The organism is Shinella sp. NM-101, assembly GCF_021401195.1.
In the GTDB taxonomy this organism is placed as follows: domain Bacteria; phylum Pseudomonadota; class Alphaproteobacteria; order Rhizobiales; family Rhizobiaceae; genus Shinella.
Genome location: NZ_JACBFT010000004.1, coordinates 120,553 through 142,971 on the forward strand (window position 1 = coordinate 120,553; position 22,419 = coordinate 142,971).

Genomic DNA, 22,419 nt, shown 5'->3' on the forward strand with positions numbered 1-22,419 from the left:
TCCTCTCACAATTTGAGCCGCCGAAATGAGAATTTTATCATGCTTCGGTTTGGAGAAAATGGCAGCTCTTCTTAGGTGTTAACAGATCGGCGATGGTTTTCAACGTCTCTGGGCGCTTCTTCCTGTTAAGTCATGCTTGACGGATGGGCAATCTCCGTGTCTCATATGTGAGAACGTTCTCGCGACTTTGAAAAAGGGGAACCGGAGAGCGCCATCGCGAGCCCGCGGGGTTCGCCACAACAAGGAGGTCGTCATGTTTAAATCCATTCTGGCCGGATGCGTCCTGAGCGCCGCTTTGGCGATGCCGGCGCTGGCCGATGTCATTCCCGCGCTGCACGATGCACTGCCGCAGGAATACAGGGACAACGGCATCAAGGCCGCGGTCTTCAACGACTGGGCGCCGGACGAGTACCAGGACGCCGACGGCCAGCTCAAGGGCTGGAGCGTCGACATCGCCAAGGAGATGGAGCAGCGCCTCGGCGTGACCTTCACCTTCGAGGGCACGAGCTTCGACGCCATCATTCCGGGCCTGCAGTCCAAGCGCTTCGACGCGGGCTTCTCGTCCTTCGGCACCACGGCGGAGCGCCTGAAGACGCTCGACTTCGTGTCCCAGCGCCGGATCGGCACCTCCTTCGCCTACCCGGCGGACAGCACGCTGGACATCAAGTCCGCGGGCGATGCCTGCGGCCTGACGGTCGCCGTGCTCAACGGTTCCTGGGACATCGGCCTTCTCGAGAGGCTGAACGCCAACGAGTGCAAGGACAAGCCGGTCGTCATGCAGACCCATGGCACGCAGGCGCAGGCCGAGCTTGCCGTGCGCTCCAACCGCGCGCAGGCCACGGTGGGCGGATCGGTCAAGCTGGCCTATATGGCAAAGCAGACGGGTGACCTCAAGGTGTCCGAGCTTGTCCTGTCGCCGGTCAATAGCTGCATCGGCGTGCGCAAGGGCGATCCGCTCGGCCAGGTGCTGACGGATACGATCCAGTCGATGATCGACGACGGCACCTATGAGAAGATCATGGCCAAGTGGGGCCTCGACGACAGCGGCATGCTGACCAAGGCGCTGCTGATCACGGAAGAGAACCCGGCCGATCTTTGAGCCGCCTGTCTTGCCGCGTGCAAATCCATCCGGTCCGGACGCGCTTCGGGCCGGATCAGGCAGTCCCGGACGGCCAGCAAGGAATGACGATGTCTGAAAAACCACTCTCCCGCCCCTCGATCCACGATGTGAAGCCCATCGCGGTGCCGAAGATCGGCCACTGGATCGGCGGCGTGGCTCTTGCCGTTCTCGCGGTCGTCTTCCTGCAGGTGCTCGTCACCAACAAGAACATGCAATGGAGCGTGGTCGCCGAATACATGTTCAGCCGGCCGATCCTTTCGGGTCTCGGCATGACGCTGCTGCTGACGGTGCTTGCCATGGTGCTCGGCCTGGCGATCGGCGTCGTGCTTGCCATCATGCGCCTTTCGGCCAGCAGCGTCTTCCGGTCGGTAAGCTGGGGCTGGATCTGGTTCTTCCGCGGCGTGCCGCCGCTGGTGCAGATGATCTTCTGGTACAATCTCGCGCTGCTTCTGCCGGAGATCTCGATCGGCATCCCGTTCGACGGGCCGAAGCTTTTCTCCTGGAATACCAACGCGCTCATCACGCCCTTCAGCGCGGCCATCATGGGCCTTGCCTTCACCGAGAGCGCCTACGCCGCCGAAATGATCCGCGCCGGCATCCAGGCGATCAATGCCGGCCAGACGGAAGCGGCGGCCACTCTGGGCATGACGCGCGGCCAGACGCTTCGCCGCATCGTGCTGCCGCAGGCGCTGCGCATCGTCATTCCGCCCATCGGCAACGACACGATCTCGATGCTGAAATTCACCTCGCTCGTCTCCGTGCTGGCGCTGCCCGACCTGCTCTATTCCGCGCAGATGGTCTATGCGCGCACCTACCAGACGGTGCCGCTGCTGCTGGTGGCGACCATCTGGTATCTCGTGCTCACCACCGTCCTGACGGTCGTCGAGCATGCCGTCGAGCACCGGTTGAAATCCGAACACCGCGCGGGTGCGAAGAAGGCGGGCGGATTTTTCCCCTTCCGCCTGTTCGCGCGCCAGCAGGAGGCCCTTTGATGGACGACCAGATGACCGCCGAACCGCTGCTGAAGGTCGAGCGCCTGCGCAAGAGCTTCGGCGCCCATGAGGTGCTGTGCGGGATCGACGTGGCGGTGATGCGCGGCGACGTGACCTGCATCGTCGGCCCGTCCGGCTCCGGCAAGAGCACGCTGCTGCGCTGCCTCAACTATCTCGAAAAGCCGACGGGCGGCGCGATCTTCCTGCATGGCGAACCCGTCGGCGTGCGCTGGAAGGGCGACAGGCTCTACGAGATGAGCTTCAACGAGCTCGCCCGCCAGCGCCAGCGCATGGGCATGGTGTTCCAGGGCTTCCATCTCTTTCCGCACAAGACCGTGCTGGAAAACGTCATCGAGGCGCCGGTCCTCGTCAAGCGCGTGCCGCGGGCCGCGGCGGTCGAGGAGGCGATGGTGCTTCTGGACCGCGTCGGCATGAAGGAACGGGCGGACTATTATCCCGCGCAGCTTTCCGGCGGCCAGCAGCAGCGCGCGGCGATTGCCCGCTCGCTGGCGATGAAGCCCGATGTCATGCTGTTCGACGAGCCGACCTCGGCGCTCGACCCCGAGCTCGTCGGCGAGGTCCTTGCCGTCATGCGCAAGCTCGCCGACGACGGCATGACCATGGTCGTGGTCACCCATGAAATGGGTTTTGCGCGCGACGTGGCCGACCACCTGATCTTCATGGACGGCGGGGTGATCGTCGAGCAGGGCCGGCCGGCCGACGTTCTGACGCGCCCGCAGCACGATCGTACGCGGGCGTTCCTGGCGCGGGTGCTGGCTGACGCGTGAGGCGTCAGCCGAGCGTCTGTCCCAGCGCGGATGCGGTGAAAAGGTCGAGATGGGCGCCGCCGTTGTTCTTGAACACGGTGATTTCGTCGGCGCCCGTGCGGCCTGCCGCTTTCCCCTGGACGAGTTCGAACAGGTCGGCCTTCACGGCATCCCAGGTGATCGCGCCGGAGGCGACGGCCTGCGACAGGTCCCCGCCGCCCTCGATGTTGTTGCGGCTGTCGACGAAGATCGTGCCGCGCGCCAGCGCCGCATCGTCCGCCTCGCGAAGCGTCGGTAGGTAGGCGCCGACGAGGTCGAGATGGCTGCCGGGCCGCAGCAGCGCACCCTTGACCAGCGCCGTATCCGACATGGTGACGCAGGACACGACATCGGCGCGGGCGACCGCGCCGTCGAGGTCGCCGCTCGCCGCCGCATCGATGCCTTTCTCCCGCAGCCCGGCCGCGACGGCCTCGGCGCGGGCGGCGGTGCGGTTCCAGATGACGACCCGCCGCAGCGAAGGCCGGGCGGCCATGTGCGCCTCGGCGAAATGCGGCGCGAGGGCGCCGGCGCCGACGATCAGCAGGTCCTCCACGTCGTCGCGGGCGAGGATGGCGGCGCCGAGAGCGGAATCGGCGGCGGTCTTGCGCGCCGTCATGGCCGCGCCGTCGGCGACGAGCAGCGGGCCGCCCGTGCCGCCGTCGAACAGCGCGACCAGCCCCTGGACGGCGGGCTGCGGTGGCTGCAGGCGTGCGTTCTGCGGGAAGACGCCGACCATCTTCACGACGATCGGGCCGGCGGGCGCCCAGCCGGGCAGGGTGACGAACTGCGCGTCGCCGCCGGCCGGGTCGGACTGCACCACGACCTCGCAAGCGGGCATGGCCCCGCGATGGGCCGTCCGCAGCGCCTCGATCAGGAACGGCCAGTCAAGCGCCGCGTGAACGGCGGCCGCGTCGAAAACATGCATGTCGAACCTTTCAGGTCTTGATGGTGTAGGTGACCAGATGGCTTGGGGTTACGAGCTGCGACAGGGCGAGCGGGCGCCCTTCGGCGTCGGTGACGATCTTCTCGATCCGGTAGACCGGCTGGGCGGCCGTGATGGCCAGGATGTCGCGCTCACTGGCCGAGGCGAAGCCGACATCGATCTGCCGTTCCGCATGGGCCGGCTCGATGCCGGCCTTGTCGCGCAGCGCCGCGAAGAAGGAGCCGCCCCTTGCGACCGGGGCGATGACGTCGGGAAAGCGCTGCGGATCGAACCAGAGCGTTTCGAGCGTCATCGGCCGTCCGTCGTCCTCCAGCAGCCGGTCGAAGCGGATCAGCGCTCCGGCCCGCAGCCGGGCGCGGATGGCCGGCGCGTCGGGATTGTCGTCGCGCGACAGGATGCGGTGGCCGGCCTTTCGGCCGAGCCCGTCCATCGTCTCGGAGAAGCCGGAGAGCGAAACGAGCGTCTGGCGCACCTTGCCGGGCATGACGATGGTGCCGCGGCCCTGCTGGCGCTGCAGGCGGCCATCGGCGCAAAGCTCGCCGATCGCGCGCCTGAGCGTGATCCGGCTGACGCCGTACTGCGCCATGAGCTCCGGTTCGGTGGGCAGGAAGCTGCCCTCGGCATACTGGCCGGCGTCGATGCCGGAAAGGATCGAGCGCCGGACCTGTTCATAGAGCGGCAAGAGGTTCGCTTGGTCTTCCATCCGCTCTTCCGGGCTTTCTCAGTAGCTGATCTTCTTCATGTAGCGCCGCGCCGCCAGCATTTCGTGCTTGCGCAGGTCGGCGATCTTATAGGCGAAACGCCAGAGCGTGTCGAAGAAGATCAGCGGCACGACATTGCCGCGCAGCCGCGGGTCGATGCCGGCAAGATCGAGCTTCTCGGCGTCGAGAACGAGGATGTTCTCGGCCGAGCCGAAGCGGTGCAGGAATTCATCGGCGCGCTCCTCGAGCGGGCGCGTGCTGTCGAGGCCCTTCATGAGGATGAAGGCGCGGTCCTTGTCGAGCACCTCGAAGGGGCCGTGGAAGAACTCGTTGGCATGGATCGCCTGGCTGTTGATCCACTGCATCTCCATGAGCACGCAGATGGCGAAGGAATAGGCCGCGCCGTAGCTTGCGCCGCTGGCGACGGTGTAGATCACGTCCTCTTTCGCAAAGCGCGGCGCATAGTCCTCGAACATAGGCGCGAAGACGGCATGTGCCCGGTCGATCGCCGGCTGCAGGGCGGCAAGGCTTTCGATCAGCGTCCCGGTCAGGTCCTCGCCGCCGGTCAGCGCCACGAGGCCGAGGACGATCTGGTAGATCCGCGCATAGTTGCTGTCCTTCGCATCGATCGGCACGCCGGTCGTGTAGGGAGCCTCAAAGCCGACGACGTGATCCACCGCCTTGCCGAGCGGCGAGGCCGGCTCGACCGTCAGGCCGATGGTCTTGGCACCCCGGGCGCGGGCAAATTCGGCCGCGGCGGTGGTCTCCTTCGTGGTGCCGGTCATCGAGCAGAGGATGACCAGCGAATTCGCATCGAGGGTGCGGGGCGCGCGGGCGACGAACTCGGCGGCATTGTAGACATCCGAGGGCAGCGGCGAATGCTGGTCGAGCAGGAACTTCGCCGGATGCATGATCGACAGCGATCCGCCGCAGGCGACGAAGAAGACATGCTTCACCGATTTTGCATCCAGGGCGGAGAGCGCGGCGACGACGCCGGCGTCGAAGGCGAAGGCGGAGGGGAGGGACATGGTCGGACCTTTCTATATGACGTTATAATACGTATTATAATCCGCATGGCGACGTCAAGCAGGCTTGACACCCGGGACGAAATTTTGCGAACGTTCTCACATTCGATGCGAAAGTGGCTGGCCCGGCCGTGGGCGGGGAGTTGAGCGTGAGCCGGATTTACGACACCGTGGTGATCGGCGGCGGCATCATCGCCGCGGCGGCCGGGCAGCATCTTGCGGCGGCGGGCTATCGCACGCTGCTGGTCGAGCGCGACGACTATGGCGCGGGCACCTCCAGCCGGACCTCGCGCCTCCAGCATTGCGGGCTCGGCTATCTTTCCGCCGCCAGCGGCTCGATTGCGGCCTTTCTGCTTCATCCGCGCAGGGCCATCGAATGTTTCAGCCTCATGCACCGCGCGATGCGCGGGCGGGCGGAGTTCGTGCGCCTGGCGCCCGAACGGGTAAAGCCCGTCACCTTCATCGTCCCGCTGACGCCGGAAAACGCCATCCCCCGCTGGAAGGCGCGGCTCGCCTTCCGCCTGATGGCGGCCAGCGACGGCGGCGAAGTACCGCTCGACCTTCGCATCCTGTCTGCCGCGGAGGCGCGGGCCCATCCGGCGCTTCAGGGCATGGCGGGGATCGAGCACATTCGCGGCGCGATGAGCTTCACCGAATACCAGTACCATTGGCCCGAGCGCATCGTCGTCGATACGGTCATGAAGGCGCGTGCGATCGGCATGGAGGCGCTGAACCATACCGCGGTGACGGGCCTGGCGCGGGAGGGCGATCTCTGGCGCGTCACGCTTGCGATGGCCGAGGGCACGCGGCATGTCCTGGCGCGCGCGGTCGTCAACTGCGCGGGCGTCTGGGTCGACGAGATCACCGCGCTGGCCGGCGCGCCGCATATCCGCAAGAATACCGGCGAAAAGGGCACGAACATCGTCCTGCGCCTGCCGGAAAGCCTGCGCGGCGTCGGTTTCGAGACCGTGACGGCGGCGGGGGCGCCCTTCTACCTGATCCCATGGGGCGAACTCCATTACGTCGGGCCATGGGATTGCGTCTCGGACGGCAGGCCGGAGGGGTTTCGCGCGGCCGAGGCGGAGATTTCGGCGATCCTCGACCAGCTCGGCCGCCTTTTTCCGGGCTTCGGCCGCACGCGCGAGGACGTGCTCTATGCCTGGGCGGGCGTGCGGCCGCGCAGCCTTGCCGGGGATGGCCGCAGCGCGGCCCCCGCCGTGCGCGAGCACGACCTGACAGGCGAAGGCCTGCCGAATGTCTTCACCTTCACCGGCGGGCTGCTGATGACGCATCGCGATGCCGGGCGGCGGCTGACGCGGGCCGTCGCCCGCCGGCTGGCGCCATCGGGGCCGCGCCGTCCGCTCGATGCGCCGGCGCCGGCCTCTGCGGACATGGACCATGTGACGGAGGCCTCGGTCGCCCATGCCATCCTGAACGAGCAGGCGCAGACGCTCTCGGACATCCTGCGCCGCCGCCTTTCCGTCGGCTGGGAGCCGGATCTCGGCCGGCGCCATGCCGAAACGGCCGCCGGCCTTGCCGCCCCGCTTCTCGGCTGGACACCGGAGGAGACGGCGGCGCAGGTTGCCGCGTTCATCGACGAGACCGCCACCGCGTTCAATCTGCGCACGGCCGGGCCGCGATAAAGGGCGACCGGAAGAGAGAGCGTTCTCATAAATCGACGACAACAGCCGCACCGGCGGCCATGGAGGAGGACAGGCGATGGCCCTTGACGAACGCAGTATCAGCGTGATGAATTTCCACTATGTGCGCCATACGCTGGACCGGTTCCTGGCCGACGTCTGCGATGCCGGGGTCTCGCGCATCGAGCTCTGGGCCGCCGCGCCGCATTTCTACATCGGCGACAGGACGCTGGCCGATGCGCGGGCGCTGGGGCGGAAGGTCCGCGGCATGGGCATCGACATCGTCGCCTTCACGCCGGAACAATGCATCTATCCGATCAACATCTCGGCGAAGGAGCCGGAACTGCGCGACCGTTCGCTGCGCTATTTCCTGGAATCGATGGAATTCGCCGTCGAATGCGGCGCGCCGGCGCTTCTCGTGACGGCGGGCGGCGGCTACCGCGACGAGCCGGCGGAACAGGCGCTGGAGCGCTGCGTCGATTCCATGGGCCTTCTGTGCGACCGCGCGCAAAGGCTCGGCATCGACCTGTGGATGGAATCGCTGCCGGATTCCTTCGCCAACATCGTCCGCTCGGCCAGCGAAATCCGCGACTTGATGGACAGGCTCGCAAGCCCCGTGCTGCATGCGGTCTATGACGTGGCCGGTGCCGTCATGACCCATGAGACGCCGGAGGATTACTTCACGCATCTCGCCGGCCGCCTCGCGCACGTGCATTTCACCGATTCCGATGCCGGCGGCAGCCACCTTGCCTGGGGCGACGGCATCATCGATCTCGACAAACTGGTCGCCTATCTGCGCGGCCGGAACTACGATGGCGCGCTGACGGTCGAGCTGACGAACTGGAAATACAATGTCGATCCCACCCCGCCGCTGAAGCAATGCGTCGAGGCCATGCGCAAGGCCCTCGGCCGGGCATAGCGGGATGGGTGCGGACATCGGGCGACGGAATCCAGCCGCTGTGCCGGAAGCCTTGCCGGCCATGGCGGCAGGCACGGCCGATCCGCCGCTGCGGCCGTTGCGGCACGGCCGGATCGCCAGCACCGGCGAGGGGACCGCCTGGAAGATCCCTGGCCACCTCGTTCCTCCGCATGACCAACCGACGGAAAGACAACTCTCATGACCGACAACGCCATCTCTTCGGCCGTCATCATCGGCGCCGGCATCTTCGGCGTCTCCACCGGCGTTCACCTTGCCCGGCGCGGCATTGCCGTCACCATCGTCAACGACGGGCCGCCGGCCAACGGCGCCTCCGGTCGTTCGCTGTCCTGGCTGAATTCGTCGCGCATGCGCTCATTGCCCTATCACCGGCTGCGCATGGCCGGCGTCGACCGCTACCGCACGCTTTCTGCGCAAAACCCGGATGCCGGATGGCTCCGCTTCGACGGCGGCCTGACCTGGGATGCCGATGACGAGCGCAACGAGATCGACACGGCCTATCGCCACGAAGTGTCGCTCGGCTACGATGCGCGGCGGCTGTCGGCGGCCGAGGTCACCCGCGTCACGCCCGGCGTCGATGCCCGCGCGATCACGCCGCAGGGCGCGATCTTCAATCCGGGCGAGGGCTGGGTCGATCTTCCGGCGCTGATCGGCGTGCTTCTCAAGGAATTCTCCGTGCTCGGCGGTGTGCTTGTCACGGATCAGGGCGCGGCGCGGGCGGTGATCGAAGGCGGCCGGGCCGTCGGCGCCGAAACCGCCAAAGGTGGGCGCTTCCGGGCGGATGCCGTCGTGCTCGCCACCGGCCCCGCCGTGCCGAAAATGGCGGCGGAGAGCGGGCTGGCCATCGGCGACGGCACGCCGCTCGCCCTGCTCGTGCAGACGAGGCCGCTCGCCCATCCCCTGCGCGCCGTCCTCAACACGCCGCGCGTCGCGGTCCGCCCGGCGCCGGGCGGCACTTTCGCGCTGGATGCCGACTGGGCGGCCGAGGAAGGGGTGAAGCGGCGCGCGGACGGCAGATACGAGATCGACGAGGCCGTCGTTGCCGCCCTTCTTGCCGAAGCCGGAAGGGTGATGGAGGGCAATCCCCGGCTCGACGTCGCCACGGTCGGCGTCGGCGGCAAGCCCATTCCCGGCGACGGCGAGCCGGTCGTCGGTGCGTTCAAGGCCGTCGCGGGCTACCATGTCGCCTTCAGCCACAGTGGCGCGACGCTCGGCCTCATCGTCGGCGAGCTGCTCGCCGATGAGATCGCCACCGGCACCGAGCATCCCATGCTCGCGACCTTCCGGCCGGAACGTTTCACGGCGGGATAGGTCCCCGTGATGGCCGAACATGGCGACCGGCGGGCCGCTTTCCTCAAGCGCGGGCCTATGCGAACCGGCAACCCGAAGCTACAAGGGCTCACGAGAAGCCTGCTGTAGGATCGAAGGGTGACATGGTTCGCAAACCGGCGACTTTGAAGGATGTGGCGGCGCTCGCGAATGTCTCGCGGGCGACGGCGGCCCGCGCCCTCAACAGCTACGGCTATGTCGGCGGCGAGACCGCGCAAAGGGTCCAGGCGGCGGCGGAGAAGCTCGGCTATCGCGGGAACCGGCTGGCGCAGGCGCTGCGCAACGGCCAGTTGCCGATCATCGGCTGCATCCTCGGCGACATCCAGAACCCGTTCTTCGCCCGGATCGCGCATGACATCGAGGTTCTTGCCCGCGAATGCGGCCACAACCTCGTCATCGGCAGCAGCGAGGAAGAGCTCGACCAGGAAATCTCCCTCCTGTCGAGCCTGCGCTCGCTCTCCATCCGCGGCTTCATCGTCGCGCCGACCTCGGCCGGCGACAATGCCCATCTGCAAAGCCTCGCCGCGGAAAACGTGCCGCTGGTGCTGATCGACCGCGTCGCCGAGGACGTCGATTGCGACAGCGTCGTGGTCGACAACGAGGGCGGCGCGCGCAAGGCCGTCGAGTATCTCATCGCCATGGGCCACCGCCGCATCGGGCTGCTGCAGGACGACATGCGCATCTTCACCTCGCGCGAGCGCATGACCGGCTACCGGTCCGCCCTTGCCGCCGCCGGCATTTCGCTCGACGAGCGGATGGTGGCGGTCTCGCAATCGACGGTAGAGCACGCGGTCGATGCCACGATACGGCTCTTCCGCCAGAAGACGCCGCCGACGGCCCTCTTCACGGTCGACAGCCTGATGACGCAGGGCGCTCTCCTGGCCTTCCGCTCGATGGGAATGTCCATTCCCCACGACGTCTCGCTGATCGGCTTCGACGACTTCAATCTGGCGACTTTCACCGATCCGCAGATCACCGTGGTCTCCCAGCCGGTGTCGGAAATCGGCCGGGCGGCCGGCCGGCTTCTCTTCGACCGGCTTTCCGGAAAAAGCGACCTTCCGCAGAAAATCCGCTTTGAAACCAAGCTGATAGTCCGCGGCTCGGTCAGTCGGCGCAGCGCCGGCTGAGCCCCGAAAACGCCCTTCCATTATTTTTTGACGCCCCACTTGCCAGCGTGCGGTTCTTGTGCGCTAAATATATGTGAGATCGATCTCATAACGTCTCTAAGATCATTTGCGTGGCGACGCCGGCTCATGGCGAGGGCGATCGCGGAGCGCAAAACGGGAAGGTTCAAATGCTCAACTTCGACAGGGATCGCTTTGTGAAGATTCAAAGCGGCGCGGTTGCAATCGCCGGGGACATGCGTGCCCTGATGCGGGATCTGCTGGATGGCGGTCTGGAACGCATCTTCTTCATGGGGACCGGCGGCGTGCAGTTCCTGACCCAGCCGGCCATCGAGCTTGCGCGCAATGCGACGCTCTTTCCGGTCTCGGCCGCCTATCCCGCGCAGGTCGTGCTGGAGCCGCCGGCGGGCCTCGACGAGAAGGCGCTGGTCGTGCTGCCGTCGCTTTCGGGAACCACCAAGGAGAGCGTCCAGCTCCTTTCCTTCCTCAAGGAACGCGGCGTGAAGACGCTGTCGCTCACCGGCCACAAGGACACCCCGCTCGGCCGCGACGCCGACTACAACTTCACCAACTTCGCCGAGGACGACACGTCCTCCGAATCCTTCTACCTCCAGACCCTGATCATCGTCCTCGCGCTGCTCGCCGAGCGTGGCGAGCATGCCGATTTCGACGCCACGGTGGCCGAGCTCGCGCTGCTGCCGGAACTGCTCGTGTCCGTGAAGGAAGGCTACGAGGCCGAGGCTGCCGCGCTTGCTGCGGAGATCAAGGACGAGACCTATCACATCTTCACCGGCGCGGGCTCCGTCTGGCCCGAAGCCCACTATTACGGCATGTGCATCCTCGAGGAGATGCAGTGGATCCGCACCCGTCCGGTGCAGGCGTCCGACTTCTTCCACGGCACGCTCGAACTGGTGGAGCCGGGCGTCAGCCTCTTCATCTTCAAGGGCGAGGATGCCTTCCGGCCGCTGACCGACCGCGTGGACAACTTCGCCCGGCGCTACACCGACAAGGTGCGCGTTCTCGATGCGGCCTCCGCAAGCCTTCCGGGCATCTCGGCCGGCACGCGCAGCCTCATCTCGCCGATCGTCCTTGCCACCATGCTGGAGCGCCTCAGCGCGCACCTGGAGGTGCTGCGCGACCATCCGCTGACCACGCGCCGCTACTACAAGCGCGTCGAATACTGAGACCTTCCGGTCCGGCGGAAACGCCGGGCCGGCCGCCTGCCCTGCATGCCCGACGAAACGAAAACAACAGAGAGGAACCGCGAAATGAAAGCCAATATGGTCTTGAGCACGACGAGCCTCGGGTCGATCGTTGCCGCCGCATTCGTCATCGGCAGCGCCAGCATGGCGACCGCCGCAGACCCGGTCGTCGCCGATCCCAATGCCAAGGTCGACTATTCCGGCACCGTCAGCGTGCTGACGAAATTCGGCCTGCAGCAGCTCTCGCCCTTCTTCGTCGATGCCGCGAAAGAATATGAAAAGCTTCATCCCGGCGTGAAGGTCGAGCTCATCCAGGAGAGCGACGACAGCGTGAAGGGCAAGACCAAGGCCCTCGTCGCATCCAATTCGCTGCCGGACGTCTACTTCACCTGGACGGGAAGCTGGGGCGAGAACTTCGTGCGCGGCAACCGCGCCGTCGATCTCACCCCGGTCATCGGCCCGGATACCGAATGGGGCAAGACGCTGGCGAGCGCCGCCGTCTCCGCCTTCCAGTACAACGGCAAGCTCTACGGCATCCCGCTTTATCTCGACGCCAAGTTCATGGGCTACAACAAGAGCCTGTTCGAAAAGGCCGGCGTTGCCGAGCCGGGCACCTTCGAGGATCTGCTCGGCGCCTGCGCGGCGCTGAAGAAGTCCGGCACGACGCCGATCTCGTTCGGCAACAAGGAAGGCTGGCCGGGCGTGCACTATGCCGGGCAGCTTCTTGCCTACAACGTGCCGCAGGCGACGCTCGAAAAGGATTTCGTGCCCGCGACGGCCGAGTTCAGCGATCCCGGCTATGTCACCAGCCTGACGCAGTTCAAGCAGCTCATCGACGAGTGCTCGGACGGATCGGGCACCAACGGCTCCTCCTATGCCTCGGCTCTGCAGCAGTTCAGCAACGGCAAGTCGGCGATGTACTACCAGGAGATCATCGAATTCGACCAGGCGACCGCCGAGGGCGCGCTGAAGCGGGAGGATTTCGGCTTCTTCAAGCTGCCGGTTCCCAAGGATGCCAAGGGTGATCCCAGGTCCGTCGAAGGCGCGCCCGAGGGCTACATGATCAACTCGGCTTCGAAGAACATCCCGCTGGCGATCGACTTCATGCGCTTCGTGACCTCGGCGGATAACGGCAAGGTCCTCTCGGCCCCGCCCTACGGCCAGCCGAGCGCCACGGTCGGCGGCTATTCCGCCGAGGCCATGAACCCGGCGGTGGTCGACGGCCTGAAGGTGATCGCCGACGCCTCCTACCTGATGCCCTGGCTCGACACCGCCAATCCGCCGCGCGTGGCGGCTGCGTGGCTCTCCGGCCTTCAGGCGCTGATCGGCGGCTCGATGACGCCGGAAGCGGTCATGGAGCGCGTCAAGGAAGCAGCGGCTTCATCCAAGTAAGGATCGGCCAGACATGACCGTCATGAAGCGTGAGCAGAAGGGTGGAGCCGTCAAAATCGGCTTCACCGGGCCGGCCCGGGCGCCAAGCGACCGGTCCGGCCCGCTCGCCGGGATCCTGTCCTTCCGCTGGGTCCTGGTCGCCTTCGTCCTGATCCTCTGGTTCGTCTATTATCCCATCGTCGACAACTTCGTCGTCAGCACCAAGAACCAGGACATCTTCACCGGCGAGACCGCCTTCGTCGGGCTTGAGAACTACCGCCGCCTGCAGGGCGATCCGGTGGTGTGGACCGCGATCGTCAACAACACGCTCTATGCCGTCATCTCCGTCATTTTCCAGGTCTTCGGGGCATTCGTGCTGGCGGCGCTCATCGAAGGGCTTGGCGAGGAGAAATGGCGCCGGTTCTGGCGGGCCGTCTACTTCGTGCCCTCGGCCATCTCGATCACCGTCACCGGCCTTCTCTTCTACTTCATCTACCAGCCGGACATCGGCCTCCTCGATTCGGCGCTGACGCAGATCGGCCTTGCGGACTGGTCGCGCGCCTGGCTCGGCGAGGAGGGGACCGCGATCTATGCCATCATCGCCATGAGCCAGTGGCAGGGCTTCGGCTATTCCACGCTGCTCTTCGCAATCGCCATCCAGAAGATCCCGCGCGAACTCTACGACGCGGCGATCATGGACGGGGCGGGGACCTGGCGGCGGCTGTGGAACATCACCTTTCCGCTCACCCGCGAGATGACCGGCCTCATGGTGATCGTCACCATTACCGGCGCCTTCCAGGTGTTCAACGAGGTCATGGTGATGACCGGCGGCGGGCCGAACAACAGCAGCCAGGTGCTGGGGACGTGGCTCTACCAGCAGGGCTTCATCGAAAACGACTTCGGCTACGGCGCGGCGATCGCATCGGTCATCTTCGTCATCACGCTCCTGACCGGCCTGGCGCAGCTCTGGTACACGAAGAGACGGAGGGTCGAGCTGTGAGCGACGCCTATCGACCGCGCGAAACCGAGCGCACGGATTTCCTCGCGGTTCTCGCGAAGGTGTGCCTCGTCACCTTTCTGACCAGCCTCGGCATCGTCGTGCTCTATCCGCTGCTCTGGATGGCGCTCAACGGCTTCAAGACCAATGCCGAGATCTTCGGCAACCCGTTCGCGCTGCCCGGCGGCTTCAGCATCGCGAACTACATCTCGGCCTGGAACCAGGGGATCCGCAACTACATCGCCACGAGCGTCATCGTCACGCTCGGGTCCGCCGTCTGCACGGTGCTGGTCAGCGCCTGGACGGCCTATGGCCTCACCCGCTCGAAACTGCCGGGCAAGCCGTTCTTCGTCGGCATCGTGCTCGGCGGCCTCATGCTGAGCCCGACGGTCGCGGTCATTCCGCTCGTGCGCATGATGCAGGAGCTCGGCCTCTACAACACCTACTGGGCGCTGATCATCCTCTATACCGCCTTCCGCATCCCCTTCACCACCTTCCTGATCCGCGCCTACATGCTGGGGCTGCCGCGCGACCTCGACGAGGCGGCGATCATGGACGGCGCCAGCGAGGGGCAGATCTTCTGGAAGGTGACGCTGCCGCTGTGCAAGCCGATCCTGGTATCCTGCGTCATCCTGCATGTGCTCTTCGCCTGGAACGAATATCTCTTCGCGATGATCTTCACCAGCGGCGCGGACCTGCAGACGCTGCCGGTCGGCCTCACCTCCATCATGGCCAAGCACGGCACCAACTATGCCGTCGTCTTCGCCGCCATGACGCTCTCGGCGCTTCCCATCGTCATCACCTTCTTCGCGGCCCAGCGCTTCTTCATCCGCGGGCTCGCCGAAGGCATCGGAAAGTAGGGGGCAGGGATCATGTTGAAGCGAAACCAGCTCATCGGCGCGAACTTCTCCTTCCAGCACCACCCCTTCCGCTGGACGGCCGAGCAGCTCGCCGCCATGGGGTTCGAGCGGATGGAACTGTGGGGCATCGCCCCGCATCTCGACCTCTTCCATGACGATCGCACGCGGCTCGCCGAGGTGAAGTCGATCCTCGCCGACAATGGCCTGGCGGTTCGCTGCTTCACGCCCGAGCAGGTCCTCTACCCGATCAACATCGCCTCGGGAGACGCCGCCTTCCGCGAGGCGAGCGTCGAGCGCTTCCTGCGGGCCGCCGATCTCTGCGCGGAACTCGGCGCGCGCTATCTCTTCCTGACGCCCGGCCGCGGCTTCGAGTGCGAGAGCCGGGAGGTCGCCTGGGCGCATTCGGTCCAGTCCGTCAACCGGATCGCCGCCCATGCGAGGTCGCTCGGCGTCGCCTGCCTGCTGGAGCCCCTCCAGCGGCTCGAAAGCAACATCGTCACCGATGCGGGCACGCTTGAAGCCTTCTGGCGCGCGCTCGACGGCGAAGGGATCGACATCGTTCTCGACCTCGTCGCCATGGCGACGGCCGGCGACAGCGTCGAGGGATATTTCGAGCGCTTCGGACAGCGGATCGCCCATGTGCATGTCGTCGACGGGACGCCGGCCGGGCACCTTGCCTGGGGCGACGGCAACCTGCCGCTCGACGCTTATCTCGCCGCGCTCGGCGCGCATGGCTATGCCGGCACGCTCACCTTCGAGCCCTTCGGCAACGGCTCCTACGCGCTCGACCCCGTCGCCGCCTGGAGGCGCTGCCTCGATGCGATCGCCCCCCATCTCGACCGAGCGGATGACGAATGACGAAAGCCAATCCCAACCTGATCGCGGTCGGCGACAATTGCCTTGACGCCTACCTGAACAAGGGCTTCCTCGCGGTGGGTGGAAATGCGCTCAATGTCGCCGTGCAATGGCGCCGGCACGGGCTGAACGCCCGCTATTTCGGCGCGCTCGGCGCGGATGCGGAGGCCGACATCATGCTGGCAGCCATCGGGGAGGCGGGCCTTGATCGGCGCGACGTCGAGATCCGTCCCGGCGCCTCCGCCGTGACGCTGCTCACCGATGATGCCGGCGAGCGGCGCTTTCTCCTGGAATCCCTCGGCGTCGGCGAGGACTACGTGCCGAGCGACGACCGCTATGCGGCTTTGCGGCAGGCGGACTGGGTGCATCTCGGCACGAATTCCAGCGCAACGCTGGTGCGCCGGCTCGTGGCGGATGGCGTGCCCTTCAGCATCGACGTCTCCACCCGGCATTTCGACCTTTCGCTGGAAGGCGTGCCGCTGGTCTTCGCCTCCGGCCCGGACGATCCGGCCGAGCCCGTCGAACCCTTGATCGCACGGTTCAGGGCCGCGGGCGCGCGCCATGTCGTCGTTACCTGCGGCAAGCGCGGCTCGTTCTATGACGATGGCGCCGGCACGGTCGAGGCGGGCTCGGTGCCGGTCGCCGTCGTCGATACCTGCGGCGCGGGCGACAGCTTCATCGCGACCTTCATCACGGCGCGGTTCTTCTCGGACCTGCCCGGCAAGGCCGCGCTCGACCGCGCCGCCGAAAGGGCCTCGCAGACCTGCACCCATCTCGGCGGCTTCCCGCAGCTGGTCCGGGCGATCCCGCAATGGCTGCTTGCCAAATACGACGCCGTCATCCGCAGCACACAGAGGGCCGGAACATGAACGCCATCACCATGCGGCCGCCCGTCGCGGCGAAACGGGGCGACCGCTCCTTCTGGCTGCAGAGCATCGGCGCGGATGCCGTGACGCCGCCCCTGGAGGGCAGCCTGGACTGCGACGTGGCGATCGTCGGCGGCGGGTACGCCGGGCTCTGGACGGCGCTGCGGATCAAGGAACAGGCGCCCGAAACGCGCGTCACCGTGCTGGAGGCGGATTTCTGCGGCTCCGGTGCCTCCGGCCGCAATGGCGGCCAGGTCCATAGCTGGTTTGCCGAGATCGACATGCTGCGCGCGCTCGTCGGCGAGGACGATGCGCTGATGCTGTGCCGGGCGACCGCCGATGCGATCGAGGAACTGCATGGCCTGCAGGCCTCCGGCACCATCGACATGGACCTGAGGCTCGACGGCTGGCTCTGGACCGCGAGTTCGACCGCCCAGGAAGGGGCATGGACGGCGGCCGCGGAGCTCGGCCGCGCGCTCGGCGAGCCACGCCTGGGCCCGCTCGGGCGCAACGACATCCTGCGCCGCACCGGCTCGGCCGCCTCCTATGTCGGCATCGTCGAGGAGAGGGCAGGGACGGTGCAGCCGGCCAAGCTCGCCATCGGCCTGCGCGATCTCGCCCTTTCGAGGGGCATCGCCGTGCACGAGCGCAGCCCCGTCCTCGAGATCGTGCCCGGCCCCCGGCCGCGGCTGCGCACGGCGGGCGGCACGCTTTGCGCCGGCAAGGTGGTGCTGGCCGCCAATGCCTGGCTGTCGGCCATCGCGGAGCTGCACCCCTATCTCTATGTCGTCAGCAGCCAGGTCATCGCGACGGCGCCGGTGCCGGACGTCCTCAGGCGGATCGGCTGGACGGACGGCGCGTCGATCTGCGACGCGCAGCAGCATGTGCTCTATTACCAGCGCACGCCCGAGGGCACGGTCATCTTCGGCCGCGGCACGGGCGGCATCGCCTATGGCGACCGTATCGATGCCCGCTTCAACCGCGGCGGCGACGGCGGGGCGGACAATATCCGCGAGATGCACCGGGTCTATCCCGAACTCAGGGACGTCCCCGTACTGTGCGACTGGAGCGGCCCGATCGACTGCACGTCGCAGCACCTGCCGGTCTTCGGCCATCTGAAGGACCACGCCAGCATCTTCTACGCGATGGGCTTCAACGGCACGGGCATCGCGCAGGCGCCGGTCGCAGGCCGCATCGTGGCAAGCCTGGTGCTCGGCCGCGACGATGCCTGGAGCCGCTGCGGGCTCGTCGGCCTCGACAGACGCACGCGGCTTCCGCCCGAACCGCTGCGCTATCTCGGCGCGCGCGTGGTGCGGCGCGCCATCCGCCGCAAGAACGATCTCGAAATCCGCAACAGGACGGCGGATCCGGTCACCCGGTTCCTGGCCGGGCTCGCGCCCTGACGAGGGCGCCTTAAATCAAACAACGGAATGGAACGATGGCCGATCTGTCGCTGAGAAACATCCGCAAGGCCTATGGAGAACTGGAAATCCTGCACGGCATCGACCTGGAGATCCGGTCGGGCGAGTTCATCGTCTTCGTCGGGCCGTCGGGCTGCGGGAAATCCACGCTCCTGCGATCGATCGCCGGGCTGGAGACCATCACGTCGGGCGACCTCGTCATCGACGGCGAGCGGATGAACGCCGTCGCCCCGTCGAAACGGGGCATCTCCATGGTGTTCCAGTCCTATGCGCTCTACCCGCACATGACCGTCTACGAGAACATGGCCTTCGGGCTGCGCATCGCAGGCATGGCGAAGGCGGAGATCGACGCGCGGGTGCACAAGGCGGCCGAGATCCTCCAGCTCGACAAATACCTGCAACGCCAGCCGAAGGCGCTTTCCGGCGGGCAGCGCCAGCGCGTGGCGATCGGCCGGGCCATCGTGCGCAATCCGCGGGTCTTCCTGTTCGACGAGCCGCTGTCCAACCTCGACGCGGCGCTGCGCGTCGCCACCCGCATCGAGATCGCCAAGCTGAAGCAGAGCATGCCGGACGTGACGATGATCTACGTCACCCACGACCAGGTCGAGGCGATGACGCTGGCGGACCGTATCGTCGTGTTCAAGGACGGCTGCATCGAGCAGGTCGGCTCGCCGACCGAGCTCTACCGCAGGCCGCAAAATCTCTTCGTCGCGCAGTTCATCGGCTCGCCGGCGATGAACATCCTCAAGGGTACGGTCATCGAGCGCGGCGAGACGTCGGCGCGCTGCCGGCTCGATTGCGGCGTCGAGATCGGGCTGGCGACGGAGCCGGGCAGGCTTTCGAAGGGCGAGGCGGTCAGCATCGGCATCCGCCCGGAGAACACGCAGGTCGCGAAGGACGAGGGGACCGATCTCACCTTCACCGGGAGCATCGATCTCGTCGAGCATCTCGGCGAGGTGCAGATCCTCTATCTCGACCTGCCGGGCGCCAGCGAGAAGTTCCTGATCAAGGCGGACGGCGAGAGCGCCTTTACGCGCGGGCAGGACATCCGTTTTGCCGCGCGCCGCCAGGACATCCACGTATTCGATGCCACGGGCAGCGCCGTTGCCTGCAAGGGGATATGAGGCCGGGGGCGATACGGGCCGAAAAGCGCGCCGTTCACAGCGACCGGAAGACGACGTCGCGGACATCGGAGAGGCGGATCTCGTTGCCGTCGATCGTCAGCACGCGGTCCGTCGTGTCGCGCTGGGTGCATCTTTGCGCGCCCACCACGCCATCAGACTCGATGAAGTAGTCCACCTTGAGGCCGGAAGGCGTCCGGATGTTGGGCACGACCTTGAGGATCTCGTATTCGCCGGAGAAATCGACGGCATTGTCGTCGCACAGCGCCCAGAGCGCGTCGCGGTCGGCTATCCTGCCGAAATGCAGCGCCTTGTCCACCGTCTCGACGAGGTCGCGTCTCAGGCTCACGGCCTTCACGGCGTTCAGCCGGCCGTCGTTCCAGGATGCTCCCTCCAGTTGCGGGTCGGTGTCGACGGCGGCGAGGATGCGCATCTTGATGTCCTTGGGGCTCTCCAGCCCGAGGGAATGCACGAGGCCCGCCGTGAAGGAGACCAGCGCGGTCGCCGGCGAGGAGCCGGAATCGGCAACGACGGTGCCGTCGCCGTCGCGCGTCGCGACGCCGCAGCCGGGCGCGGCAAGGTCCACATATTCGCGGGCATAGTGCGAGAACGGCGCTTTCCGGCCGGAAAGGCCATGGGCGGCGACCGTGATCACGTTCTGCGCGCTGAAACCGCCGTAGCGGGCGGGATATTGCCGGGCGGAGACGAGGTTCTGCCCCGGCCCGCCGCCCTGCCTGTTGCCGGCCGCGACGACGAACAGCATCTCGGTCTTGTCGGCGAAGTAGCGCTTCACGCCGGCATGGTCCTGCTTGCCGGCCAGGCTGATGTTGACGATGGCGACCCGGTCGCGCTGCAACTGGTCGATGGCCGTCGGCAGGTTGAGCGGGGACACCATGCCGCCGCTCAATTGCGAAGAGGCGAAATTGACGATGCGCAGCTTGATCGGCGGGCGCGTGCCGCCCCAGCGCGCGACGATATCGGGACCGCCGAGCAGCAGCGAGGCCATGCGCGTGCCGTGGAACTGCCAGGCGGGCCGTTCCGGACCGAAGGGCCTGACATCGCCGGTCAGGGGAGAGCTGTTGAGATTGACGCCGAAGACGTCGTCGACGGCGCCGTTCTTCGGCAGGTCGTCCTTACCGTCCTCGCCGTCCATCTCCTCCTGACGGACAAGGAGCACGTCGAGCGTGAAGAAATCGTCCTCCGGTTCCGAAAGGCCGGTGTCGATGATGCCGATATTCGTCGGCTCGACCGTGCCGCCCGACAGGGCGCGCAGGCGCGCCTCCTCGTCGAACACCGCCTTGAGGGCGGCCATGTCGATCGGCTCGGGCATGTCCTCCGATCCCGAGCAGGGCGTCTGGCCGTCGGCCGAGGCAATCTGCACGGACTCGACCAGGAGATAGTCCCCCTCGTTGCGCGGCCTTGCCTCGGGCGTCGTCACCTGTTCGGCGACGGCCGCGACCTGCGGCGTGGAATTCTCCTGCACGATCTGCCGGAAATCCGTACCCGCCGTGCGGGGCACGAAGATCTGCGGCTCGGCCGCATAGGGCAGCGTGATCTTCTGGCCGACGGCGAGCTTGCGGAAGAATGCATCCGGGCTGCGCGCCCCGCTCCTGCCGCGGTTGAGCTCGAACGTCTTGCGCAGCGTGACGTTGCCGTAGACGCCCGTATGCTCGCGCAGCAGGCTTTCGATCGTGTCGCCCTCGCGCACCTCCAACTCGATACGGCGCTCCAGCTTCACGCAGCTCGGAATGGCGACCGTCTCGCCCGGGACGAGGCCCTCGTCCAGCGCTTGCAGGCGGTTCAGCTTCAGCGCCTCGGCGGCGAGCGCCTCCGCCACCGCCCGCGGCTGCTCGCCGCAGGTTTCGGCAAGGAGGCTTTCGAGCGTCACGCCGGGGCTTTGCACGGTGATGTAGGTCGGTTCGAAATTCTGCGCGATGAGTTCCTTGAGCTCGGGCGTCATGCCGTCGACGGCCCGCGAGGCATAGGCCGGCGGCGCCTCCTCGCCGGATGCCGCCCCGCCGCCCGCCGCGGCGAGCAGGCAGGCGAGGAGAGCGCAAAGGCGCGGGGACCTAGAGGACATTGGAGGCTCCTTCGATCGCGATGATCGAGACCGCGCTGTTGGCCGAGGTCTCGCAGCCGCCCCGGATGTGCACGCCGAGGATGTCGCCGTGTTCGTCGCGCACTCCCGCCCCCGACGAGGCGCCGAGCGTATCGATGTCGTCGTAGAAGATGAACGGCTCGCCCGGGGCGCCGGCCGTCCCGACGCCGATCTTCTTCGGCTCGCCCTGCGGATGCTGGATGATGACGAGCCTCTCCCCGGCCACCGCCGGGCGGGAGGCGAGCGCGGCAGGGGCGACGAAGGCGCCGGGATATTTTCCGTCCGCGTCCGGCGCGAGCTCGACGAGCGCGAAATCGATCCCGCGCTCCGTGTAGACCCGCTCGACCACCCGCTCGATGGAAAAGCTGCGCGCGACCCGCGCGACATGGGTCTGCGGGTTCACCTGATAGCCGAAATGGACGAGCTGCAGCCTGGCGAGCTGCTGGTCGGAGGCGTAGACGATGCGGTGCTCCCCGTCGCGCTCGCGGAAATAGGGCGTCGTCCAGCCGGAGGCGCCGCCGCGCTGGGTCTCGAAGCAATGGCCGGCGGTGAGGACCATCCGGTCGGAGATCAGCGTGCCGGTGCACCATCGACGCCCGCCGATCGTGCCGGGCGTGTAGCCGGGCAATTCGCGCCGGATCGCCCGTTCCGGCTTCCACTGGAACTGGACCGTGGAGCCCTCGTTTGCCGCCACGTAATCCTGCGTCACCCCGAGGCTGCCGTCGTAGAGCTCGACGTCCTGGAGGTCGTTTCTCGGGCCGCAGACGGTTTTCGGCTCGATGCCTTCCTCGAAGGGAAGGCCGTAAGGCGTGGAATCGATCTCCTGCGTTTCGCCGGGCCGCGCCAGAAAGGCGAAGGAGGCCAAGAGAACCAGGGCCATGATTAACTTGGAATTAGCCTGCCGTTTCAAAATGAAACCCCTCCTTATAGAAATCGGCGCCGGCGCAGACCTTCTTTTCATGCCTCCTTGAAGTGTAAGTCGTATCAGCACTTCTATCATACTTTTATAAG

Annotated in this window: 20 protein-coding genes; 15 read left to right on the plus strand and 5 right to left on the minus strand. The window is 66.8% G+C overall.

Features of this window, described 5'->3' with window-relative positions:
• The first annotated feature begins 253 nt into the window (after positions 1–253).
• From L0976_RS09970 to L0976_RS09980, 3 genes are all read left to right on the plus strand, one after another.
• Positions 254–1,099 (plus strand): transporter substrate-binding domain-containing protein, encoded by an 846-nt coding sequence (locus L0976_RS09970; protein WP_234187156.1) that lies wholly within the window; start codon positions 254–256, stop codon positions 1,097–1,099.
• An 89-nt stretch (positions 1,100–1,188) separates the two neighbouring features.
• Positions 1,189–2,112, plus strand: a complete 924-nt coding sequence (locus L0976_RS09975) for an amino acid ABC transporter permease (protein ID WP_203320161.1) — start codon at positions 1,189–1,191, stop codon at positions 2,110–2,112.
• Complete coding sequence (locus L0976_RS09980) at positions 2,112–2,900, plus strand: amino acid ABC transporter ATP-binding protein (protein ID WP_304945042.1); 789 nt, start codon at positions 2,112–2,114, stop codon at positions 2,898–2,900. The genes L0976_RS09975 and L0976_RS09980 overlap by 1 nt, the downstream gene beginning before the upstream one ends.
• 4 nt (positions 2,901–2,904) lie before the next feature.
• Here L0976_RS09980 and L0976_RS09985 read toward each other — a convergent pair whose 3' ends face one another.
• The 3 genes from L0976_RS09985 to L0976_RS09995 are packed head-to-tail and all read right to left on the minus strand — an operon-like array spanning position 2,905 to position 5,590.
• Positions 2,905–3,843 carry an ornithine cyclodeaminase gene (locus L0976_RS09985; protein WP_234187157.1) on the minus strand — a complete coding sequence of 313 codons (939 nt, stop codon included), beginning with the start codon at positions 3,841–3,843 and terminating at the stop codon, positions 2,905–2,907.
• Positions 3,844–3,853: 10 nt separating this feature from the next.
• Positions 3,854–4,564: a GntR family transcriptional regulator gene (locus tag L0976_RS09990; protein WP_234187158.1), complete on the minus strand. Its 711-nt coding sequence runs from the start codon at positions 4,562–4,564 to the stop codon at positions 3,854–3,856.
• Positions 4,565–4,582: 18 nt separating this feature from the next.
• The gene (locus L0976_RS09995) at positions 4,583–5,590 is read right to left on the minus strand and encodes an SIS domain-containing protein (protein WP_234187159.1); all 1,008 of its coding nucleotides are present in this window, start codon (positions 5,588–5,590) and stop codon (positions 4,583–4,585) included.
• Between the two features lie 146 nt (positions 5,591–5,736).
• On the opposite strand from L0976_RS09995, the gene L0976_RS10000 reads away from it, so the two are divergent.
• The 12 genes from L0976_RS10000 (at position 5,737) to L0976_RS10055 (ending at position 19,313) form a co-directional block, all read left to right on the plus strand.
• Positions 5,737–7,230, plus strand: a complete 1,494-nt coding sequence (locus L0976_RS10000; protein ID WP_234187160.1) for an FAD-dependent oxidoreductase — start codon at positions 5,737–5,739, stop codon at positions 7,228–7,230.
• A 76-nt stretch (positions 7,231–7,306) separates the two neighbouring features.
• Positions 7,307–8,146, plus strand: coding sequence for a sugar phosphate isomerase/epimerase (locus L0976_RS10005; RefSeq protein ID WP_234187161.1), 840 nt, complete (start codon positions 7,307–7,309; stop codon positions 8,144–8,146).
• Between the two features lie 198 nt (positions 8,147–8,344).
• Positions 8,345–9,475 (plus strand): FAD-binding oxidoreductase, encoded by a 1,131-nt coding sequence (locus L0976_RS10010; protein WP_234187162.1) that lies wholly within the window; start codon positions 8,345–8,347, stop codon positions 9,473–9,475.
• A 122-nt stretch (positions 9,476–9,597) separates the two neighbouring features.
• The gene (locus L0976_RS10015; RefSeq protein ID WP_234187163.1) at positions 9,598–10,620 is read left to right on the plus strand and encodes a LacI family DNA-binding transcriptional regulator; all 1,023 of its coding nucleotides are present in this window, start codon (positions 9,598–9,600) and stop codon (positions 10,618–10,620) included.
• A gap of 167 nt (positions 10,621–10,787) precedes the next feature.
• The gene (locus tag L0976_RS10020) at positions 10,788–11,801 is read left to right on the plus strand and encodes an SIS domain-containing protein (RefSeq protein ID WP_234187164.1); all 1,014 of its coding nucleotides are present in this window, start codon (positions 10,788–10,790) and stop codon (positions 11,799–11,801) included.
• Positions 11,802–11,885: 84 nt separating this feature from the next.
• Positions 11,886–13,211: an ABC transporter substrate-binding protein gene (locus tag L0976_RS10025; protein ID WP_234187165.1), complete on the plus strand. Its 1,326-nt coding sequence runs from the start codon at positions 11,886–11,888 to the stop codon at positions 13,209–13,211.
• A gap of 13 nt (positions 13,212–13,224) precedes the next feature.
• Entirely contained in the window at positions 13,225–14,190 is a 966-nt protein-coding gene (locus L0976_RS10030; RefSeq protein ID WP_234187166.1) for a carbohydrate ABC transporter permease, read from the plus strand.
• Entirely contained in the window at positions 14,187–15,047 is an 861-nt protein-coding gene (locus L0976_RS10035) for a carbohydrate ABC transporter permease (RefSeq protein ID WP_234187167.1), read from the plus strand. Before L0976_RS10030 ends, L0976_RS10035 begins: the two co-directional genes overlap by 4 nt.
• Positions 15,048–15,059: 12 nt before the next feature.
• Positions 15,060–15,905, plus strand: a complete 846-nt coding sequence (locus L0976_RS10040) for a sugar phosphate isomerase/epimerase (protein ID WP_234187168.1) — start codon at positions 15,060–15,062, stop codon at positions 15,903–15,905.
• Positions 15,902–16,771, plus strand: coding sequence for a PfkB family carbohydrate kinase (locus L0976_RS10045; RefSeq protein ID WP_234187169.1), 870 nt, complete (start codon positions 15,902–15,904; stop codon positions 16,769–16,771). Before L0976_RS10040 ends, L0976_RS10045 begins: the two co-directional genes overlap by 4 nt.
• Positions 16,768–18,171, plus strand: coding sequence for an FAD-binding oxidoreductase (locus tag L0976_RS10050; protein ID WP_234187170.1), 1,404 nt, complete (start codon positions 16,768–16,770; stop codon positions 18,169–18,171). The genes L0976_RS10045 and L0976_RS10050 overlap by 4 nt, the downstream gene beginning before the upstream one ends.
• Positions 18,172–18,206: 35 nt before the next feature.
• Complete coding sequence (locus tag L0976_RS10055) at positions 18,207–19,313, plus strand: ABC transporter ATP-binding protein (protein ID WP_234187171.1); 1,107 nt, start codon at positions 18,207–18,209, stop codon at positions 19,311–19,313.
• Between the two features lie 34 nt (positions 19,314–19,347).
• Here the strand turns inward: L0976_RS10055 and L0976_RS10060 are convergent, their stop codons facing one another.
• Positions 19,348–21,390, minus strand: a complete 2,043-nt coding sequence (locus tag L0976_RS10060; RefSeq protein ID WP_234187172.1) for a S8 family serine peptidase — start codon at positions 21,388–21,390, stop codon at positions 19,348–19,350.
• A complete protein-coding gene (locus L0976_RS10065) occupies positions 21,380–22,288 on the minus strand; it encodes a serine protease (RefSeq protein WP_234187173.1) in 909 nt (302 codons plus the stop codon). The genes L0976_RS10060 and L0976_RS10065 overlap by 11 nt, the downstream gene beginning before the upstream one ends.
• Between the last annotated feature and the right edge of the window lie 131 nt (positions 22,289–22,419).

What these genes read in the sequence shown, in the direction of transcription:
- L0976_RS09970 (WP_234187156.1), top strand. Translation starts at nt 254, where the DNA reads ATGTTTAAATCCATTCTGGCCGGATGCGTCCTGAGCGCCGCTTTGGCG.
- L0976_RS09975 (WP_203320161.1), top strand. Translation starts at nt 1,189, where the DNA reads ATGTCTGAAAAACCACTCTCCCGCCCCTCGATCCACGATGTGAAGCCC.
- L0976_RS09980 (WP_304945042.1), top strand. Translation starts at nt 2,112, where the DNA reads ATGGACGACCAGATGACCGCCGAACCGCTGCTGAAGGTCGAGCGCCTG.
- L0976_RS09985 (WP_234187157.1), bottom strand. Translation starts at nt 3,843, where the DNA reads ATGCATGTTTTCGACGCGGCCGCCGTTCACGCGGCGCTTGACTGGCCG.
- L0976_RS09990 (WP_234187158.1), bottom strand. Translation starts at nt 4,564, where the DNA reads ATGGAAGACCAAGCGAACCTCTTGCCGCTCTATGAACAGGTCCGGCGC.
- L0976_RS09995 (WP_234187159.1), bottom strand. Translation starts at nt 5,590, where the DNA reads ATGTCCCTCCCCTCCGCCTTCGCCTTCGACGCCGGCGTCGTCGCCGCG.
- L0976_RS10005 (WP_234187161.1), top strand. Translation starts at nt 7,307, where the DNA reads ATGGCCCTTGACGAACGCAGTATCAGCGTGATGAATTTCCACTATGTG.
- L0976_RS10010 (WP_234187162.1), top strand. Translation starts at nt 8,345, where the DNA reads ATGACCGACAACGCCATCTCTTCGGCCGTCATCATCGGCGCCGGCATC.
- L0976_RS10015 (WP_234187163.1), top strand. Translation starts at nt 9,598, where the DNA reads ATGGTTCGCAAACCGGCGACTTTGAAGGATGTGGCGGCGCTCGCGAAT.
- L0976_RS10020 (WP_234187164.1), top strand. Translation starts at nt 10,788, where the DNA reads ATGCTCAACTTCGACAGGGATCGCTTTGTGAAGATTCAAAGCGGCGCG.
- L0976_RS10025 (WP_234187165.1), top strand. Translation starts at nt 11,886, where the DNA reads ATGAAAGCCAATATGGTCTTGAGCACGACGAGCCTCGGGTCGATCGTT.
- L0976_RS10030 (WP_234187166.1), top strand. Translation starts at nt 13,225, where the DNA reads ATGACCGTCATGAAGCGTGAGCAGAAGGGTGGAGCCGTCAAAATCGGC.
- L0976_RS10040 (WP_234187168.1), top strand. Translation starts at nt 15,060, where the DNA reads ATGTTGAAGCGAAACCAGCTCATCGGCGCGAACTTCTCCTTCCAGCAC.
- L0976_RS10045 (WP_234187169.1), top strand. Translation starts at nt 15,902, where the DNA reads ATGACGAAAGCCAATCCCAACCTGATCGCGGTCGGCGACAATTGCCTT.
- L0976_RS10050 (WP_234187170.1), top strand. Translation starts at nt 16,768, where the DNA reads ATGAACGCCATCACCATGCGGCCGCCCGTCGCGGCGAAACGGGGCGAC.
- L0976_RS10055 (WP_234187171.1), top strand. Translation starts at nt 18,207, where the DNA reads ATGGCCGATCTGTCGCTGAGAAACATCCGCAAGGCCTATGGAGAACTG.
- L0976_RS10060 (WP_234187172.1), bottom strand. Translation starts at nt 21,390, where the DNA reads ATGTCCTCTAGGTCCCCGCGCCTTTGCGCTCTCCTCGCCTGCCTGCTC.
- L0976_RS10065 (WP_234187173.1), bottom strand. Translation starts at nt 22,288, where the DNA reads ATGGCCCTGGTTCTCTTGGCCTCCTTCGCCTTTCTGGCGCGGCCCGGC.